The organism is Eisenbergiella massiliensis (genome assembly GCF_003435485.1).
Genome location: NZ_QVLV01000003.1, coordinates 366963 through 384972 on the forward strand (window position 1 = coordinate 366963; position 18010 = coordinate 384972).

At 49.4% G+C, this 18010-nt stretch carries 13 protein-coding genes and 1 pseudogene; 3 read left to right on the forward strand and 11 right to left on the reverse strand.

The window, feature by feature from the left end:
• Window positions 1–7 precede the first annotated feature (7 nt).
• Window positions 8–868 carry a helix-turn-helix domain-containing protein gene (locus tag DXC51_RS06750; protein ID WP_025488731.1) on the forward strand — a complete coding sequence of 287 codons (861 nt, stop codon included), beginning with the start codon at window positions 8–10 and terminating at the stop codon, window positions 866–868.
• A 92-nt stretch (window positions 869–960) separates the two neighbouring features.
• Here DXC51_RS06750 and DXC51_RS06755 read toward each other — a convergent pair whose 3' ends face one another.
• The 10 genes and pseudogenes from DXC51_RS06755 to DXC51_RS06795 all read right to left on the reverse strand — a co-directional run bounded on the left by DXC51_RS06755 (window position 961) and on the right by DXC51_RS06795 (window position 13684).
• A complete protein-coding gene (locus DXC51_RS06755; RefSeq protein WP_081745278.1) occupies window positions 961–1377 on the reverse strand; it encodes a hypothetical protein in 417 nt (138 codons plus the stop codon).
• Between the two features lie 21 nt (window positions 1378–1398).
• Window positions 1399–1473: pseudogene (locus tag DXC51_RS30720) on the reverse strand (hypothetical protein); the annotation flags it as partial.
• 345 nt (window positions 1474–1818) lie between these two features.
• Window positions 1819–2298 (reverse strand): hypothetical protein, encoded by a 480-nt coding sequence (locus tag DXC51_RS06760; RefSeq protein WP_025488729.1) that lies wholly within the window; start codon window positions 2296–2298, stop codon window positions 1819–1821.
• Window positions 2299–2363: 65 nt separating this feature from the next.
• Complete coding sequence (locus tag DXC51_RS06765) at window positions 2364–3848, reverse strand: family 43 glycosylhydrolase (RefSeq protein ID WP_025488728.1); 1485 nt, start codon at window positions 3846–3848, stop codon at window positions 2364–2366.
• On the reverse strand, window positions 3845–6475 hold the full coding sequence (locus DXC51_RS06770; protein ID WP_025488727.1) for a family 78 glycoside hydrolase catalytic domain: 2631 nt from the start codon (window positions 6473–6475) through the stop codon (window positions 3845–3847). Before DXC51_RS06770 ends, DXC51_RS06765 begins: the two co-directional genes overlap by 4 nt.
• Window positions 6472–7320: an SGNH/GDSL hydrolase family protein gene (locus tag DXC51_RS06775; protein WP_025488726.1), complete on the reverse strand. Its 849-nt coding sequence runs from the start codon at window positions 7318–7320 to the stop codon at window positions 6472–6474. The genes DXC51_RS06770 and DXC51_RS06775 overlap by 4 nt, the downstream gene beginning before the upstream one ends.
• Before the next feature lie 12 nt (window positions 7321–7332).
• A complete protein-coding gene (locus tag DXC51_RS06780) occupies window positions 7333–9690 on the reverse strand; it encodes a glycoside hydrolase family 2 TIM barrel-domain containing protein (protein ID WP_025488725.1) in 2358 nt (785 codons plus the stop codon).
• Between the two features lie 4 nt (window positions 9691–9694).
• Window positions 9695–10465: an alpha/beta hydrolase gene (locus DXC51_RS06785; RefSeq protein WP_025488724.1), complete on the reverse strand. Its 771-nt coding sequence runs from the start codon at window positions 10463–10465 to the stop codon at window positions 9695–9697.
• A 69-nt stretch (window positions 10466–10534) separates the two neighbouring features.
• Window positions 10535–12331 (reverse strand): sulfatase, encoded by a 1797-nt coding sequence (locus DXC51_RS06790; protein WP_025488723.1) that lies wholly within the window; start codon window positions 12329–12331, stop codon window positions 10535–10537.
• Window positions 12332–12358: 27 nt separating this feature from the next.
• Window positions 12359–13684, reverse strand: a complete 1326-nt coding sequence (locus DXC51_RS06795; RefSeq protein ID WP_025488722.1) for an MFS transporter — start codon at window positions 13682–13684, stop codon at window positions 12359–12361.
• 208 nt (window positions 13685–13892) lie between these two features.
• On the opposite strand from DXC51_RS06795, the gene DXC51_RS06800 reads away from it, so the two are divergent.
• On the forward strand, window positions 13893–14123 hold the full coding sequence (locus DXC51_RS06800) for a hypothetical protein (RefSeq protein WP_025488721.1): 231 nt from the start codon (window positions 13893–13895) through the stop codon (window positions 14121–14123).
• Window positions 14124–14140: 17 nt separating this feature from the next.
• Window positions 14141–15340, forward strand: a complete 1200-nt coding sequence (locus DXC51_RS06805) for a helix-turn-helix transcriptional regulator (protein WP_025488720.1) — start codon at window positions 14141–14143, stop codon at window positions 15338–15340.
• 10 nt (window positions 15341–15350) lie between these two features.
• Here DXC51_RS06805 and DXC51_RS06810 read toward each other — a convergent pair whose 3' ends face one another.
• Window positions 15351–17930: a glycoside hydrolase family 3 protein gene (locus tag DXC51_RS06810; RefSeq protein WP_117531589.1), complete on the reverse strand. Its 2580-nt coding sequence runs from the start codon at window positions 17928–17930 to the stop codon at window positions 15351–15353.
• Window positions 17931–18010: the final 80 nt, after the last annotated feature.

The window sequence follows — 18010 nt, forward strand, 5'->3', positions numbered from 1 at the left end:
GCAAAATATGCCGTCTGAATTTCGAAAAATACTGTTGACTTTAGGCACTGATATTGATTGCCAGTATAAAGATGCCTCCATTTCGGTCGATTATACCATGACCTTTCACAATCATGATGGATATGAAATTTTTCTGATGCTGGAAGGGAATGCCTGCTTCTATACGGAAACTTCTGCGAAAGAAATGAAACGCGGAGATCTGTTCTTTATTCTTCCCCACGCATTCCATCACGTCCATCCTCTTGACGACGCGCCCTATTGCAGGGTAGTAATTAACTTTCGAAGTCATATTATTCCTGGATTTTCCAGCGGACAGACAGACCTCGACTCTATTTTTAATCGGGTAGCACCCACCGAAATTAACTTTGTCCATCTGGACAGCGAAGAGCTTGCACATTTTCTTTCCCTCACCCGTGCAATGGAGGATGCCCAGCACTCCAGCGCTTTTGGCAGTGATATTTTACTGGAAGCCCTTAGTAAACAACTCCTTGTAAAGATAAATCAATACAACCCGAATAGTAATATTTCCCACTTCAGGCAGATTATGCCTGCCCTGATTAACGAGACCTTTGCCTATATCGAAAACCACCTGACTGAGGATACCTTTTCCGTCCAGCAGCTGGCCGACGCATTGCATCATAACAGCAGCTATTTAAACCGTTGTTTCAAAAAAATTGCCGGTATTTCGCTCCAACAATACATTCTGGCAAAAAAAATAGCCCTTTCGCAGGAATACCTGCGAAAAGGTTATCGTCTCTGCGAAGCCTGCTATGCCGCCGGCTTCCACAATTATTCAAATTTCTCCAGAACGTTTTCCCTGCAGACCGGAATGTCTCCCAAGCAATATCAGCTATCCCTCAGGAATTAAATCAGCCGTAATATTGCCCGTTCCCGGCCCACAAATATACCATAAAAAACTAATTGATATATGCTAATATTATAAATGCTTTCATGCATCAACTAATAAATTCCCAGGAATGCCAGCGTAGGACATACCCGGGCATCGGTAATATGTATGTGCAGTTCCTTAACCGCTGTCCTGGGAAATACGGCAATCTTTTTATATCCCACTGTGCTCCCCTGATACAAAACATGCCCTTTATCATCCATAATTTCAAAACCTTCTATTCTCTGACTCATACGGATGTTTTCTTTCAACACCACATGGGAAACACTGACCGGATGGGGAAAAGAAACTTTAATATCCGCACTTCTGATTCCATCTTCCGTCTTAAAGAACTGCTCATAATTATCTCTTCTAACCGCTTCAATATCGTATCCCTCTTCCCAGCTGTCAACGCATATCCCGGCTTCTTCCAATAGATTACGGGCAAACACCGCCTTCAGGTAATCTCCCATTTCTTCCAGCCGTTTCACATCATTTTCATGGAAAATCCCTTCCCTGGTAGGCGGTATATTCAGAAGAAAGGTGGCATTTCCTCCAACGGAATTAATATAAATATAGACCAACAAATAATAAGTAAAATTGAAAATAATTCCCGCATCGTAACAGATTATGAGTTAGTCTATTGTTATAAAATTCTTGGAATAGATGTAAAGGAGATGCTGCAGAAACTTAATGATATTTCTGATAAACAGAAAGTTGTTCAGTTAAAGATTTTTCTACCGGATAAAAAAAATTGCTTCGTCTATACAACCTATAATACAATACAAATAACCAGAGAATAAAACCACACTCTCGTCTTTTCTCTGGTTATTTATACATTTTCTTTATAAATAACTGTCACGGAACATTTCTGCCCCTATTCTTCCGCTTAATTTATTTGGGACAGCTTCCGTTCCATCTGATGTAAACCTTCAATTATTCAGCCCGCCGCCGTCCGTATACAGATCCAAATGGGTAACCATCAGTTTCCCATCCCTTTCTTCCACGGTATTGTACTCCGTAACAAGCATATCAAAAGTAGGGGCAATTGCTGCTTTAGGAGTCAGATACATATGATACACCAGTGCGGCCACATTTCCTTCCACGATAATCTGCATAATAGGTCCCATCTCCATAGCACAGGCATCTCGCTGTTCTTTCATGCTGGCCTGATAATCCCGAAACCTCTGCTCCCCGCCAATGGCGTTAATCGTGGAATCTGCCGTATACAGTCCGTCAGACCACTTTACCCAGCCTTCATAGTCAGGCTGCCATTCTCCCCATGCGGTAATAAGCATATCCATGATTTTCCCTTCTTTTGTATCCGACGGATTTGCTTTTACTTCTTCCATTGCCTGAAGCCTGAGCTCCTTTGCATTTTCTTTTGTTACGATCGTATTCATTTTTCTCATCTTATATCTCTCCTATCTGTTAATTGATTTGTTATTCTTATGCCGCCAGGCAATCCCCTCTGCCCTTATCCTATCGTAAATTCTTTAAAATCAATTGCTCCGTTTCCGCAGTATCTGAAGAACAAGGCATAAGTTCCTGTAAGCTTTTCCATAGCGCCGCACACGCTCTGCCAGGCTTCCGTCTCTTCCACCCGGACAGGCAGCGCTGCCACAGGCGCGCCGTTGCGCGCTGTGGAAATTTCCAGCACGCCCTTTGCCTTTCCTCTTATTTTTACGGAAATCCTGGTTTCCCCTTCAAAGCTGAAGTACTTGCAGCCTGCCCAGGCTCCGTCCCTCATATTGGCGATGTACTGATCCGGATTGTCCTCCCTGTCCGTACCGCTCTGCGTAAAAAAGGGATGCTTTTTATCCTTTTCCCTGACCTTCAGGTATGCAAAAGCAGGCTCCTTATAACCCAGATTGCAGGCAATCCTGGCTTCATAGGTTCCTTTCGCAATAAGCGGCCCGGGATTCAGACCGCAGCTGGTCATTTCCGCCTGCTCTATACTGCCATCCTCCCTGATCGTCAGCTTTTCCGCACACCCTTGCCTGGCACATTTCTGTTTGTTCGTCTGCCTGTGATAAAAGATATACCACTGTCCCAGAATCTCCGCCATGCCGCCATGGGTATTTCCCAGGTAATTGACAGGTATCCGGTTCCCATGCAGTCCCAAATCCCCGATACTGATAAGCGTTCCTCCAAAAACAAAGCCCTCATCCGGCCTGTCGCTTATTGCATAGCACAGTTCATGGCTTAATACGGAGGAATATACATAATAATATTTGCCATTTATCTTCCTCATGCTGCTTGCTTCAAAAAACGGATGCTCCCTGAAAGAAGTGCCCGCAGCCAAGTCCGCGCCCGGAGCGATCAGTACGGGCTCTGTCTTCATGGTAAGCATATCGCTTTCCAATTCAATACAGTAAGCGCCGTCAATCCGGCGCCCTCGCAGCTGCATTACCTTTTTCATCCAGCCGTCACCGGGTGCGAAACCGGTATACAGGTAAATTCTCCCGTTATCATCCACGAAGATTCCCGGATCAAAGTTGTTCACATCTCCTGCCAACGAGCCGTATGCGGTCCCGTCCGGGCGTCTCACATATCCGTAAAACTCATACTTTCCCGCCGGAGTGTCGCAGACCGCAACAGATGTAATTACCGCGCGGTCATATTCATAATACAGGTAATATCTCCCATCCGGTCCCTTCTGTACGTCCGGGGCGCACATATACATCTTTCCCCCGGCGTTGAGCGGATCCTGCAGCCGGCTGTAGATAACACCCTCATAGCTCCAGTCTCCGAGGCTGTGGACCGGCGCAGACCAGCAGACATAATCCCCGGTGCAGAAATTACTGCCTCCGAACGTATCATGGCTTCCAAAGATATACACCCTGTCCCCAAATACCCGCGGTTCTCCGTCCGGCACATATTCATAGCCTGGCAGGTAGGGATTTACCGCCTGCTTTTTCCCATCCTCTGTCTGCGCATCGAAGCCATATCCGTCTCTCATGACTCATTTCCTTTCGGTATCGTATAAGAATAAGAACAGGTGCCCGCAGCCGCTTCATAATGCTGTCCGTCCGGCAGCACGATCTCTGCCGTTGTATTCGCCGGGATTTCAAATGTACAGCATATCTGCTCCCCGTCCTTCACCCATTGGCTTTTCACCTTCCCATAGATACTATGGTAAGAGCTTTTGGCCCATGTCAGGCTTCCGCCGGGAACCGGCGCCAGCACAAAATGGTTTTCCCCCTCCACCCTGATGCCGGCCGCCGTATCAAACAGCCACTGGCATACCGCACTGGGAGAATAATGATTATGGCTGACGGTGCCCTCCCAGTCCTCCCAGACTGTGGTAGCCCCCTGTTCCACCTCATACAGCCATCCGGGCGCCTGCCTGTTTTCCAGCATTTTATATGCCAGCTTTGCATACCCTGCCTCTGTAAGCACAGGAAGAATAAAGGGCGTTGACAGGAACCCCGTCCCTATCCGGTACTGACGGTTTTCCACTGCCCTGGCCAGCCTTTTTTGGGCAGCCTTTTTCTGACTTTCCTCCAGCAGCCCAAGGGCCAGGGGGCGCACCAGCTTCGCCTGTCTGTCCGTGTCCGGCGCTCCTTCTGAGAAAAACATCTCCTGATAAGCCCGCCTGCTTCCTTCGGCATACTCCGCGAAAAGCGCCTGATCCTCCTTGCGTCCCAGCTCCTCTGCAATCTCCGCCATCAGCTTCATCGTGTGGGAAAAATACGCGGTAGCCGTTTCAATCTGTTTTAACTGACTCCCGGCCCCTATTTTTTCTTGAAATTCTTCCGGCTCCAGCCATTCTCCCAGATGTCTGCCCTTTTCATAGACATATTTGTTATAGGGCGCTTCCTTTGTCTTTTTCTTATCCGCAAAGCCGGTATTCCCTATCGCAAACATCGCATAATCCCTCGCCATGGCATAGGTCTGTTCCAGTATCCTTCGGTCGCCGTACCGTTTCCAGTAACGATAGGGCAGGAACACAGCCGCGTCCGCCCATCCCACGCTTCCCCCCGTAGTATTGTACATCATCTCAAACCCGGCATAGGGAACCACCGAAGGGACTACGCCGTCAGGCAATTCCCCATCCTCCATGTCCCGCATCCATTTCCGGAAAAAAGGGGCTGTGTTCATTATATAGGCCCCCGTATTAAAGAAGACCTGCGCATCCCCCGTCCAGCCAAGCCGTTCCCTGGTGGGGCAGTCAGTGGGAATATCCAGGAAATTGCCCTTCATGCTCCAGACCGTATTTTCAAAGAAGCGGTTGACCAGGTCATTGGAGCATGCAAAGGTACCGGTCCGTTCCATATCGGAATAGACGGCTATGGCTTCAAAATCCTCCGCCTGAAATTTTGCATCCGTCTCAATGAGCGCATACCGGAAGCCGAACACCGCAAACCTTGTCTTATAAAAATCCTCTCCTCCGGAGCAGGTGAACAGTATTTCCTGTTTCGGCGTCGGCTGCATTTTTTCAGGATTCTTCCGGTACATTTTTTCCGCCATGCCCAGAATCAGTTTGATTTCCTGCACTTTGCCAAATTCCTTTACCGGCTTATACTGCTGCATGTTTTTCTGGGTAAATTCGCCCTTTTCATCTAAAATTTCTCCGAAAAGCAGCCGAAGCTGCTGCCCTTTCCTTCCCCTGATGCGAAAAGCGGGAAATCCGGCAATATTCTGTCCGAAATCCAGAATTTTCTGCCCCGAGGGCGAGAGGATCAACTTCGCTTTGAAATGCTCCTTTTCCTTCGGAATGACATTGTTGGAGGCGGTCAGATTTTTATCTTCCCTTACAACTACCGCCAGCCCTGAATAGGAAGGACGGCAAGACGCATCGTAGATTTCCCCGTCCTTCAGATCTGCAAAACGGACAGGACCGTCATTGGACCAGTGGAAGCTTCCGTCCGAACAGATTCTCTCACTGTCGCCGTCCGCATAATAAACCTCCAGCTGACACAGTAATTTCGTCTGTCGGCCAAAGAGGTTAGTCGGCCCAAAGCATCCCACAGATCCTCTGTACCAGCCGTCTGCCAGCTGCACCTCCAGCCGGTTGTCCCCGGCCAGCAGGCCGGTGACGTCATAGGTCTGATACTGCAGCCGCTTCCTGTAGTCCGTGCACCCCGGCGCCAATGCAAATTCCCCTACCCGGTTTCCGTTCAGCATGGCTTCATAAAGCCCGCACGCCGTGATATACAGCCTTGCACGTTTCACCTGCTTAGACAGGCGGAAGGTCTTGCAGAAACAGTCCGCCGGATATCTTTTGTGCTTTTTTAACGCCACATCCCCGGCGATCCAGCTGGCTTTCCAGTCCCCCGGCTCCAGCAGGCCCATTTCAAAAAAGCTTTCGGAGGGTTCCCCCGGAAGGCCGTTTTCATCCCACACAATCACGGTCCATATAAGACGCTCCCGGCTTTTTAAAGGCCTTCCTTCATATAAAATATGAGTCATGGAAGAGCTTTGGACTTTTCCGCTGTCCCACAGGACTTCCTCCTCCTTTTTCACGGTGATCTGATAGGCGCTTTGAGATATACCTCCCGTACAGTTCCAGTAAAATCTTGGCTTGACGATATCGATTCCCACCGGCTCGGTTAAGTACTCCGTCTGCAAATGTACTGCCCTCATTTTTCTTCCTCTCGATTCAGATATGCAAGCAGCTGTTTCTCCAGTTCAGGGCCCCACCAGTCACGATAGCCTGCTTTGCTGGGATGGATATTATCCACCATATAGATTTTCCGCTGCTCCTCCGTAAGGGCGTTGAAGGTGTCGCTGTGCCACAAATCAAGTACGCATATGTCATATTTATCCTTTAGCTCCGTCAGCCTCTCAACCATGGCTTCATAGGCTATGCTGTCATAACGGCTTCCGGTAAAAAATACTACCGGACACCCCCAGGTCTGCTGCGCATAACAGATAATATATTCCAGCGCCCCCGTCACTGTGGAAGTATCGAACTCTTCCAGGCTGGTATTGTCGCTGATTTTGCCAAGCGGACGCTTTCCTGTAGCGTCATTTGTGGAAAGCTGACAGATAAACAAGTCAAAATCCGTATTCGGATCAATCCTGTTTTTCAGTCGGCTGATATAAGATTTTTCACCGATATCCACCAATGTTGTGCCGCTTACCGCTTCCTTGGTCAAATCGAAGCCCAGCCGCGCCGACAGATATTCTCCCACCGCATTTTCTCCGGAGGCAGAACCATAAACTACGGAGGAACCGAGAATACAAACCTGTTTCCCGGCAAGCGGGCTGTTTTCCAATGCGGAAATTTTATCAAAATCATATTCCGGCGCATTCCCCGGATGTTTCCCCATACGCACATCCTTCATTCCCTTAAAAGGGCCAAGTCCTCCAAACCAGCCCATGACAAAAAGCTGTACCGGAATAAAGACAATTAAAACCGCTCCCGCTATTTTCAGGCCCTTCCCTGATTTTTTCCCGGACCCGTTTTTATTTCTGTCTTTTTTCATTTTCCCTCCCCCTTACTCTGCTTTTATCGTAATCTCTGCTGTGCCCGCTTCCCCGCTTACCTTCACATAAATGCTGCCTTTTTCTGCCGCACGGACCGCCAGCAGGGCCTTGCCATAATAGGTGCTGTAGCTTCCGCTGTCAAAGCGTTCCTCCGTCCTGGGATTGGCGCTTCCGAAGGCCATCAGCTCTGCTCCCCGGACCTCCGCCTTCAGTCTGCAGTCAGCATTTCCTTCCAGATTGCCGTTCTGATCCGTCAGCGCCACATCCACATAGACCAGTTCCCCGGCTTTTACCGGATTCTTTTCCGCCATCAGCGAGATCCCAATCCGGCCGTCCGCAGACTGCAGCACGCTTCTGCCGGTTTCCTTCCCGTCCCGGTCATAGGCTGCGGCCTCCAGTCTGCCCGGCGCATACTTTGTCTGAAAGACAGCCCTGCATTCCTTCGTTTTCTTTTTTCCCAGGGATTTTCCGTTCAGGAACAATTCCGCAGCCGCTCCCTGCGTGTAAACCTCCACAACAGCCTTTCTTCCCTCGCATCCCTGAAAACTCCAGCAGGGAATCGCATTGGTGCCCCTCCAGGCTCCCTTGGCCGGCTTTCTGTCATGATTTACCGGCTGTACCGCAATGGCCGGGTTCTTTAAACAGCCCCAGACAGCCTGCGCCCAAAACAGTTCTCCGTTTGGATTTCCTAAAATATCAAAGGTTCCCACATCAGCAAGCAGCCAGGGATAAGGCTTGTTAAAGCCTTTTCCGTCCGGCGTGTATGCCCAGGCCCCAATCCCGGCTTCCCCCAGGTAATCCCAGGCGGTCCACATAAAATCCCCAATCAGATAAGGATATTTCCTGACCATCTCCCAGTTTTTATATATATCCTGAGGAAACGTCTCACTGCCGAAAATCACGCGTTCCGGATGCGCCGCGCCTTCCAGCGGATATCTGCCGGAAGCATAATTGTATCCCGCAATGTCCAGCGTATCCAGGACCGGGCTTGTCACCGCGTCCGCGGTTTTGGAATTTGCCGCCTTATTCATACTGCTCCCCACCATGGAGGTAATCATGTTGAACATGGTGCTGCTCATCCCCTGCATTTTTTTCTCATTGCCGGCAGTATCCGCACCACTTCCGTCCTCCTTGTAAATGCCTTTTCCTTTCGAAGATTTGGCGATAATCATCAGGTTGATCCCACCGGTTACCGGGCGGCTGTCATCCAGCGTGTGCACATAATCCACCATCTCCCCGGCCAGCTTCCTTCCCTTCTCAAAGGCAGGTTCACTGACTTCATTTCCAATAGAATACATAATGACGCAGGGATGATTATAGTCCCGTTCCACCATGGCTCTGAGATCATATTTATAATTAGCCTCAAAATCCTCCGCGTAGTCATACCTGCTTTTTTTGCTGTACCACATATCCCAGGTTTCATCCAGCATATAGACTCCCAGAGCGTCGCAGGCCTCCAGCATCGCCCTGCTGGCAGGATTATGGGAGGAACGGATGGCATTATACCCTGCCTCCTTCAAAAGCCGGACGCGTCTCCACTCACTTTCCTTATAAGCGGCCGCTCCTAAAATCCCGTTATCATGATGCAGGCATCCGCCCCGGAGCAGGGTTTCCTTTCCGTTGATGAAAAGCCCCCTGCTGCCCCACTCGATTTTACGAACGCCAAAAGCGGTTTCCGCCGTATCCACTGTTTTCCCGTTTTCTTTCAGTGTGACGCGGCAGGTATACAGATAAGGCGTATCCTCACTCCAAAGCACGGCGTCCGGCAATGTCATTTCCGCCCGTTTTCCCGACGCGGCGGCAATTACTTTTCCCTGATCCAGAATTTCTATTTCAGCCTCGCCCCCGCTTGCCAGTACCTCCGCCTGAATTCTGGCGGGCCGATAATCCAGGGTTTTTATCCGGATTCCTTCCGGTTCGATATATGTTTTGCCGCCGGTATGCAGCCATATGGGACGGTAAATTCCCGCGCCTGTATACCACCGGCTGTCAGGAAGCCTGGAATTATCCGCCGTTACCTTAATTACATTATCTTCTCCGTAGCCAAGCAGGCCGTCGGCGCAGACAAAAAAGGGAATATAGCCATAGGCCGCCCCTCCGGCCTCCTTACCGTTAATATACACCCTGGCATTTTTGTAGACACCCTCAAATTCAAAAACAATATGCTGTTGCGCCCACTGTTCCGGCGCAGTAAAATGCTTCTCATATTCATACACGCCGCCCGGATAATAAGCGCCGGCGCTTCCGCTCTCACAATCCGCTCTGCGCTCCTCTCCCTGCATTGCGTCATGGGGCAGCGTTACCCGTTTTTTTATCTCGCTTTTCTTACTTACAAACAGCCAATCTTTATTAAAGCTTTCTTTTTTCATTCCATCACCCCATCTGTTTTCTGTTTTGTTCCCAGAATGCCACTGCCAGCTCAAACCAGCCTTCACACTCGGTCCCTGTTCCCAGGCCAATACCATGCGCCCCGGTTTTATACCGGACATACTCATGGGGAATCCCGTTGTCCCTCAATGCTTTCGCTAATAGTTCACTGTTTACCGGAGGGACCAGCTCATCCGCTTCACTGTTCCACAAAAAAGTGGGCGGATAGTTTTCTGTGACCCAATATTCCAGACTGAGCCGTCTGCGTTCTTCCGCGGGTGCCTTTTTCCCAAGCAGGTTATCGGCACTGCCCGGATGGGTCTGCTTCCCCATGGTAATTACCGGATAGCAGAGAATCAAAACGCCGGGTTTGGGAAGGCCGAAATGAAGGTAGCCATACTCTTTTGTGCCAAAGCCGGCTGCCAGATGGCCTCCCGCAGAAGATCCCCAAACGGAATACCCCTCTTTTTGTACCTCATATTTCTCCGCATTTTCAAGAATCTCCCGCACACCTCTGGCAATATCCTGCTGGGGTGCCGGGAATCTGCCCTTTTTCCGTGTACGATAGCGAAGCACAAAGGCGGTATACCCCTTTTCATTCAATGCTCTTGCATAAGGCTCTCCCTCAATGCAGCTCATGACAAACCGGTATCCTCCGCCCGGGCAGATCAGCGCGAAGGGCTTTTTCCCTCCGCCCGGAGCCGGGAAATATTCCAGTTCATATTTATTTGTAAAAATATCGTGCGCGCCACGTTTTCTGTCAATACCAGCTTCCATTTTTCTGTCCCTGTCTGCTCAGTAAGAGCCGGGTAGAATCTCTGTCCCCATCTGCCCGGCTCCCGTAAATTAATATGCTCTTGCAACCAATGTCAGATAATACAGCAGCTGAGGCTGCGTTTCCGGAGGCAGCATCCTTTTTAAAACGCCCGTTATATTATCGTATGTTACCGGACTGTCTTCATGTCCCGCCCTGATGGCCGGCAGCATTTTGCCCACTGCCTCTGTTGCCTCCGGCGGCAGCATCCTCTGAATCGCCCGCCAGGCATTTTTTGCTTCCTGGGTCCACTTTACATTCGGAATAAATGCCGGGGTCTGCGATAAATTCTCCTTTTTACGAAGTTCTGCTATCCCCTCCGGCGTATTGGTTCTCTCCAGTCCAAGCCGCACAAACTGCTCCGGCTGTGCTCCCGCCCTTTCCATTTCCGAATAAAGTATATCTGACAGCCCGGCCTCCACATCGTCATCCTCCACAGGCTTCTTCTGCATCGGATCCACGGAGACATCGAAAAGCCTGGTCCCGAAGTTAACCGGGCTGACGTAACAAATCTCTGATTTTGTCTTAAGCACCGGGCAGCCTTTACTGTTCGGCAAAGGATCTGCCAAAACCGCGCTGCGGAGCGTCTCTACCGAATATGGCCGGCGCATACGGGTGGGCATTAAGGTATATTCATAGCAATTGCTTTCCTGCGTATATAAGGGGGCCCTGAAATAGGTATACCGTCCGTCTGTAATCGCCACATGACTTGCATGAAAGCCGAAAAGCGCCGTATCCCTGACCTTTTGATTTTCCCTGATGACAGGAAGCAGACTGTGTCCCTGCATATCCTCCGGAATTTCCAGACCATGAAAATCCAGGATCGTCGCGGGGATATCTATGGCCGAGGTAAGCTGCATCCTGCGCCGGTTCTGTATCCTGCTCACCGGATCATAGATGAACAGCGGCGTGTGGCTGATCTCCTCATAGGCCGGCATAATGGACTTGCCCCACCAGTCATGTTCCCCCAGCAGGAATCCATGATCCGTATTCACAATCAGCATGGTATCCTTCCAAAGATCGTACTCATCCATGGCATCCAGCACCTTGCCCAGGTAACTGTCGCACATGGACACCAGGGCCGCATATAAACGGCGGACATACCCGATATCTTCCGCTGTCTCATTCTCCCTCACGGGGTCATATGCCGGCCAGTCGGTTTTGCTGCCTGTATATCCGGCTAACTCAGGATATTTATCCTTCCATTCCTTCTGTGTGAAAAAGGGTTCATGGGGATCAAAGGTTTCTATCTGTAAAAACCAGTTGTCGTTATTCCGGTTTTCTTTGATGAAGGCAAGACCATCCGCAAAGGTTTCCGCCTGGGGCATTTCCCTTTCCGACTGACAGAACCTGCGGTTTGCCGCGTCCTGTACCTTCGGCACCTCACCCGCTGTCCGCGGATCTGTGATTCTGCTTCCCAATCCCGTTATGTATTCCACGACCTCCTTTGTCCCCCGGCAGAAATCACCCTCCTGCCCGCGGTGGGAAATCCAGCTGCTGTACCTGTTATGATAGGTACAGCCGCCATCCTCCCAATAATGATAATGATCGGAGATCAGACAGGAATAAATCCCGTGATTTTTCAGTATTTCCGGCATGGAATCATCATACGGCTCCAACGGCCCCCAGTCTCTTTGCAGAAAGTTCACCCTGCCGTTATGCAGATCCCGCCTTGCCGGCATACAGGGCAGGCTGCACACATAATTTGTGTCAAAGGTGACGGATTTCTCTGCCAATCGCTGAAAGTTAGGCGTCTGTACCCATGTGTTCCCATAAGGGGACAGGAAATTCCTGCACAGGGTATCATACATGACCATAATTGTTCTCATTTATCAAGCCTCCCTGCCTCTGCGGCATTACTTGCCATGTTTGCTCATCCTGTCAAGAGGCATGAAGCCCTTGGTACATAAGAGCATGATTATCATAAATACCACCGGAATAAAGCTGTATAACAGGCGGATCATAAGCACCGCGCTGTCCGGCTGTACAGCCAGCTGCCCATCATAGCTTGCCGCGCTGAGCAGTATGCCGATGATAAAGGAGCCCAGGCCCTGGCCGATCTTACATACAAAATTAACCGCGGAGCCCATGGTGCTTTCCATACGGGGCAGTGACAGGCTCTCGTTATATTCCGCAAGCTGAAGATTAATCGGAGCCCTCATATAGGATGTGGGCAGCGCCGAAATTCCTGCCAGCAGGAAGCCGATTACCAGCAATACCATATTAGAACCTGCAAAGAAGTTGATTATATAGCCGACAATACCCACTGCCGCGCCCATGCCTACCAGCTGCATACCGGAAAACTTCTTCATTAACGCGGGGAAGACAAGCATCACAAAGAGAACCAGCATACTGCATATCTGAATTGAAGAAAATTTTCCGATGTCTCCCACAACTACCTTAAAATAATAGGTCGCTGCCGCCATACCTGTAACAAGCTGTGGACATGCGCAGGCGATTCCCAGCATCCATACATACTTATTTTTCTTAAGAACGGCAAGGATGCTTTTTACCGTAACCCTCTCTTCCTTATCTGCGTCAGGTGCCTTATCCTCTTTTACAAAAAACATTCTGAGAAGTCCGATAAGGGCCAAAGGCACGGCATACATAAACATCATCTGTCTCCAGCCGCTGACAGAGGTCCCAGCCCTGGCAACCATAATCGGGAAGGATACGGAAACTACCATACAGCCAATGGTAATGAGGATACCGCCATACGCGGAAACCTTGGTAATCGCTATGGGATCTCCAAATGCCCGAATGATATACGGTGTTTCGGCAGCATTTAAAAGGGTGGAGAATATGGAAAAAATAAGCGTGTACATGATGAAAATCCAGATGGACTTCGCTGTGATGCTCCACTCATACGGCGTGGCAAAAAGCGCCCATGTACAGATCCATACGCCCAGGATGCTCAGTTCATACGGCCTTGCTTTTCCCCATCTGGTATTGGTATTGTCAATTAACCAGCCTGCGAACAAATCCGTCACGCCGTCAAAAACCTTACTGGCCAGCAGTATGGTTCCAACCAGCGCTGCAGGCATCCCCAGGGTATCCGTACAGTACATTGACAGATATCCGATAATAATCGTAACCGCCCCCAACGAAATCGGTCTTGTCTGCCATGCCAGCAGCTTGCCAAACGGTACTCTGTCCGCTCTGTCGGCCTTTTTCTTACTCATAATCTGTATCCCTCCTGTGTATTAAAAATATAATTTGATTATATTTAAAATAGCTGTCCTGCGTTATTTTTCATTTGCTATAATTGTTGTCTTTTTGTCCTGTTTCGGTTGTATAGATAATTGCTTATAATTTTCGCAAACAAACAATAGATTTTTTAATACAGAAACGGTAAAATAAGCTTATACACTGAACCGGGAGGTATCAATTATGAAGCTGAAAGAAAACGCAGATCTGCCCGCTTTTCTCAGTCAGGTAAAAAAGTGCGGCGGGGATGTCTTTCTTGAAACACAGGAAGGGGATTCCCTGAATTTAAAATCCACACTTTCCCAATACATTTTTGTTTCCCTTGGCACCGGAAATACGCTTATTTCAAATAGCATAATCACCTGCAGCCTGACGGGTGACTTACACATTCTGGAAGATTATCTGAGTGAATAATCAGAAAAGGGGTATTTATGTTTGAGAGCAGACAACGACTGGATTTATTTCAGAAACTGATCCATTGCAGCCTGGGGATTTCTCAATGGACCTATAATGTAAAGGGTGAATTACTGTCCTCATCACCGGACGCCGCGGAAGAAAACAACTGTTTCTTTGCTCTGGAAAACTCTTACGAAGACGCCCTGCAGGCCGGCGCCGTACAGGACTACCCTCTTCTTATCACCAATTCGCTGAACCTGATGTGGATTGCCGCTTATGAAAAGGAAGACGGCCAGCTCACCTACATCCATGTCATCGGGCCCGCATTTGCCGATACGGTTCCCCTCAAGAATCTGGAGCTGCAGCTTTCCGGGCTTCACCTGTCGCTCCGTATGAAAAATGACTTTTTAAAAACTCTCCAGATGATTCCTGTGGTATCCCTGACCAATTTTCTGCAGTACGGCATTATGCTTCATTACTGCGCCACAGGAGAAGAAATCAGATTGCATCATTTTAATTATCAGACAAAATCCGGCGCATCGGGCGGCTCCCCGGAAGAAAAGCCGGAGGATAAGCATGGCACCTGGCTATATGAATGTTCCCTTACCAGGCTTGTAGAGGAGGGAAATCTGAATTATCGGGAAGCCATGAACAAAATGCCGCTGGGCGGAAATCCGGGACGCCTCAGCGCCGGCAATCCCTTAAGGCAGTTAAAAAACCTGCTTTTGTCTTCGGTTATTATCGTATCCAGAGCGGCCATCCGGGGCGGCTTAAACCCTGAACTTTCTTATACGCTCAGCGACAAATATATCCAGAATATAGAAAACTGCTCCTCTATGTCGGAGCTGGGCAATATCAATGAGATTATGCTGGATGATTACATTCACCGGGTACATGAGGTCAAGGTGAACGAATACCCCACCTCCTTCGTCAGGGACTGTATCAGCTATGTTTCCGTCCATCTGACCGAGGATCTGGATCTTCCCGCAATCGCCGGCCACTTTGGCTATTCCCCTTACTACCTGTCCCGGAAATTCAAGGAAGAATATGGGAGTGATCTGCGCATTTTTATCCGAAATGCAAGATTGGATTACGCAAAAATGCTGCTCGCCAATTCCTCTTATAATGTACAGGAAATCAGCGAACAGCTTCACTTTTGCTCTCAGAGTTATTTTACACAGCATTTCCGGGAGCGCAATGGCATGACGCCTTCGGAATTCAAAGCTGCTCTGTAACAGGCGCTCTTTACACCCGCTTCAGCATTGTGGAAATAACGGAACGCACATTCCGCTCCAGAACGGCTCTGGAAAGTCTCCCCTCTTTTACCGCCTGCTCCAGCAGCCTGCTGTATTTCTTACTTCCTTCGGTGAGCCAGCAGTTTCCGGCCTTCACCATTTCCACCGCATCCACGGTATCATAGGTACCCCAGTCGGTCATTACCATGCCGTCAATGCCCCACTCTCCCCGGATAAGCTTCTGAATTACATCTGCATTCTCCGCCGGATAAATGCCATTCACCGCATTATAGCTTGTCATTACCGCACTGGGCTTCTGCACCGCAATGGCCACCTCAAATACCCGGAAATAAATCTCCCGCAGGGCACGCTCGGAAACGATGCTGTGGCTGCCTTTGCGGGAGGTGTCGGAGTTGTTGCAGAACATATGCTTATAGCAGCTTCCCACTCCATTGTCCTCCATCCCCTTTGCGTGCATCCCCGCCATCATGCCCGCCAGATAAGGATCCTCTGAAAAATATTCCGGATGCCTTCCGTTAAGCACATTTCTGTGAATGTTCATTCCCGGCCCCAGATTCTGGTAAATATTCTGCGCCTTTGACTCCTTTGCGATCACGCTTCCCACCCTGTAAGCCAGCTCCTTGTTGAACGTGGCGGCAATGGAGGCGGAACAGGGCATGCCGATATTTTTCTTTTTTACATTAATCCCGGTATTTCCGTCCGATACCAGCATCCGGGGCATTTTGTATTTTTTGATCACGTTGGTCTTTCCCGCTTCACCGTTCTGCCAGGGCAGATACCAATTGCTGCCTCCGCAGACGTTCATCCGGCAAAGCTCTTTATCACTCATCTGGGAGACAAATTCATCCATCAGGCCGGGGTTCTCCTTCACCTGCGCATAAATGATTTTTTTCCCCGTATGTTTTTTCAAAGGCAGGGGCTGATAGGAAGGACGGGGCGCCCTGACGCGGATTCGCTGATCCAGATCAACCAGCTGTGATACCGCCTCCGCTGTTCCGTTTTCCCTGTTCAGACGTTTAAACTCCTCCACCGGACGGCAGACCCGCTCTACGGTACGCAGTGTTTCCGTTTTCCCAACTGTAAAGCAGCCCGCCAGGACAGCCTTTGCCAGAGAATTACCGCAATACACCTCGTAGGTCCCAGCCTCCAGAAGATAACTCCCGGTTTCTTCATCAAAGGAGGCAAAATCAGAAGCGCATGCGGTCAGGGCCAGCAATTCCTTCTCCCCCGGTTTCAGTTCTTTCGTTTTCTCAAAGGCGGCAAGAACCCTGTAAGGCTTCTCCAGCTTTCCCTCCGGCGCATGAAGATACAACTGGGCAGTTTCCTTTCCCGCCCGCTTACCTGTATTGGTAATTGTTACCTGAAGCGTCACATTGTTTCCGTCGAAGGAAGGCTTTCCTGTCTCCAGGGCAAAATCAGTATAGCTGAGGCCATGGCCGAAGCTGTAGGCCGGAGCCTTTCCGAAGGAATCAAAGTAACGGTACCCCACATAGATATCCTCTTCGTAATAAAGCCTTACTCCCTTGTCCTTTTCTCCCGGAATCTCGTCCCCTTCTTTGAAATTGATAAAGTTATGAGCCGCCGGGGAATCATAATAGTCCCTGGCCCAGGTATCGGGAAGCTTTCCGCTGGGATTGGTGCGCCCGTCTAAAATCTCCATCAGGGCATAGGAGCTTAACATTCCGGTAAAACCGGTATAAACGACAGCATCTATGCCATACTTCTGTGTCCAGGCAATATCCATGGGGAAGCCGCTGTTGATAATCGCCACAGTTTTGTCAAAAACAGCCGTTACCGCTTTTATCATGGCCTCTTCGTCGTCGGTGAGATAATAGCTGCCCTTATCCGGGTGATTGTCCAGGAATTCCCCGCTGGTGCGGCTGATGAGTATCACTGCCGTGTCACTTTGCTCCTTGGCCTTTTCCAGCATATTTCCCCCGGGCGTCACATCCTGCAGATAGCAGTACAGCGCGGAAAGCTCTTCATTCACAGAAAAGCTGCTGTGCTCCTTTATCGCATCCATAAAATCCGGCTGCCACCTGGGATTGATCATGGATGCCCCGGTGGAAGTGTTGCGGTACATATACTGGCCTCTGCCAAAGCAGTTCAGTACAGCGCCTTCTTTTAACGGAAGCACCCCCTTTTCATTCCGAAGCAGCACCATTCCCTCTCTTGCCGCTTCCAGAGCCACCTCATCATTTTCGGCAAAGGCAGGGTCCGGTCTGCTTTTGGCTGTTGTTTTGATTTTAAAGCTGCAGTCAGGATAGGGAACTCCCTCCGCCGTCTTAAATCCGGTCAGCTCCAGGGTATATTCCCTGTCAAATTCCCGCGCCACTTCCCCCACCGGAAGATAGAGCACATCCGCTTTGATTACCATATCCAGTTTAAATATTTTCCCTCTGGAAATCGGTATCCCGTCTACAGTTACCCTGCCGTAACCATCCTTTCCGAGCGGATGTGAAAGCCGTACCTGTATGCCATAAGGTACTTTGACAAAAGCATTCATTTTCCCGTCTACAATTTCCGGGTTCAAGGTTTTATCCATCAGACTGAATTTCGGTTTACCCATAAATTTTATCCTCCATTTACCGGCAGCTTCTTTCAATCTGTATTATAAAGGAATTCTTTTTTTTGTGCTATTTTCTATTT

Coding starts and splice junctions, on each gene's coding strand:
- DXC51_RS06750 (WP_025488731.1), top strand. CDS start 8: ATGCCGTCTGAATTTCGAAAAATACTGTTGACTTTAGGCACTGATATT.
- DXC51_RS06760 (WP_025488729.1), bottom strand. CDS start 2,298: ATGAGAAAAATGAATACGATCGTAACAAAAGAAAATGCAAAGGAGCTC.
- DXC51_RS06765 (WP_025488728.1), bottom strand. CDS start 3,848: ATGAGAGACGGATATGGCTTCGATGCGCAGACAGAGGATGGGAAAAAG.
- DXC51_RS06770 (WP_025488727.1), bottom strand. CDS start 6,475: ATGAGGGCAGTACATTTGCAGACGGAGTACTTAACCGAGCCGGTGGGA.
- DXC51_RS06775 (WP_025488726.1), bottom strand. CDS start 7,320: ATGAAAAAAGACAGAAATAAAAACGGGTCCGGGAAAAAATCAGGGAAG.
- DXC51_RS06780 (WP_025488725.1), bottom strand. CDS start 9,690: ATGAAAAAAGAAAGCTTTAATAAAGATTGGCTGTTTGTAAGTAAGAAA.
- DXC51_RS06785 (WP_025488724.1), bottom strand. CDS start 10,465: ATGGAAGCTGGTATTGACAGAAAACGTGGCGCGCACGATATTTTTACA.
- DXC51_RS06790 (WP_025488723.1), bottom strand. CDS start 12,331: ATGAGAACAATTATGGTCATGTATGATACCCTGTGCAGGAATTTCCTG.
- DXC51_RS06795 (WP_025488722.1), bottom strand. CDS start 13,684: ATGAGTAAGAAAAAGGCCGACAGAGCGGACAGAGTACCGTTTGGCAAG.
- DXC51_RS06800 (WP_025488721.1), top strand. CDS start 13,893: ATGAAGCTGAAAGAAAACGCAGATCTGCCCGCTTTTCTCAGTCAGGTA.
- DXC51_RS06805 (WP_025488720.1), top strand. CDS start 14,141: ATGTTTGAGAGCAGACAACGACTGGATTTATTTCAGAAACTGATCCAT.
- DXC51_RS06810 (WP_117531589.1), bottom strand. CDS start 17,930: ATGGGTAAACCGAAATTCAGTCTGATGGATAAAACCTTGAACCCGGAA.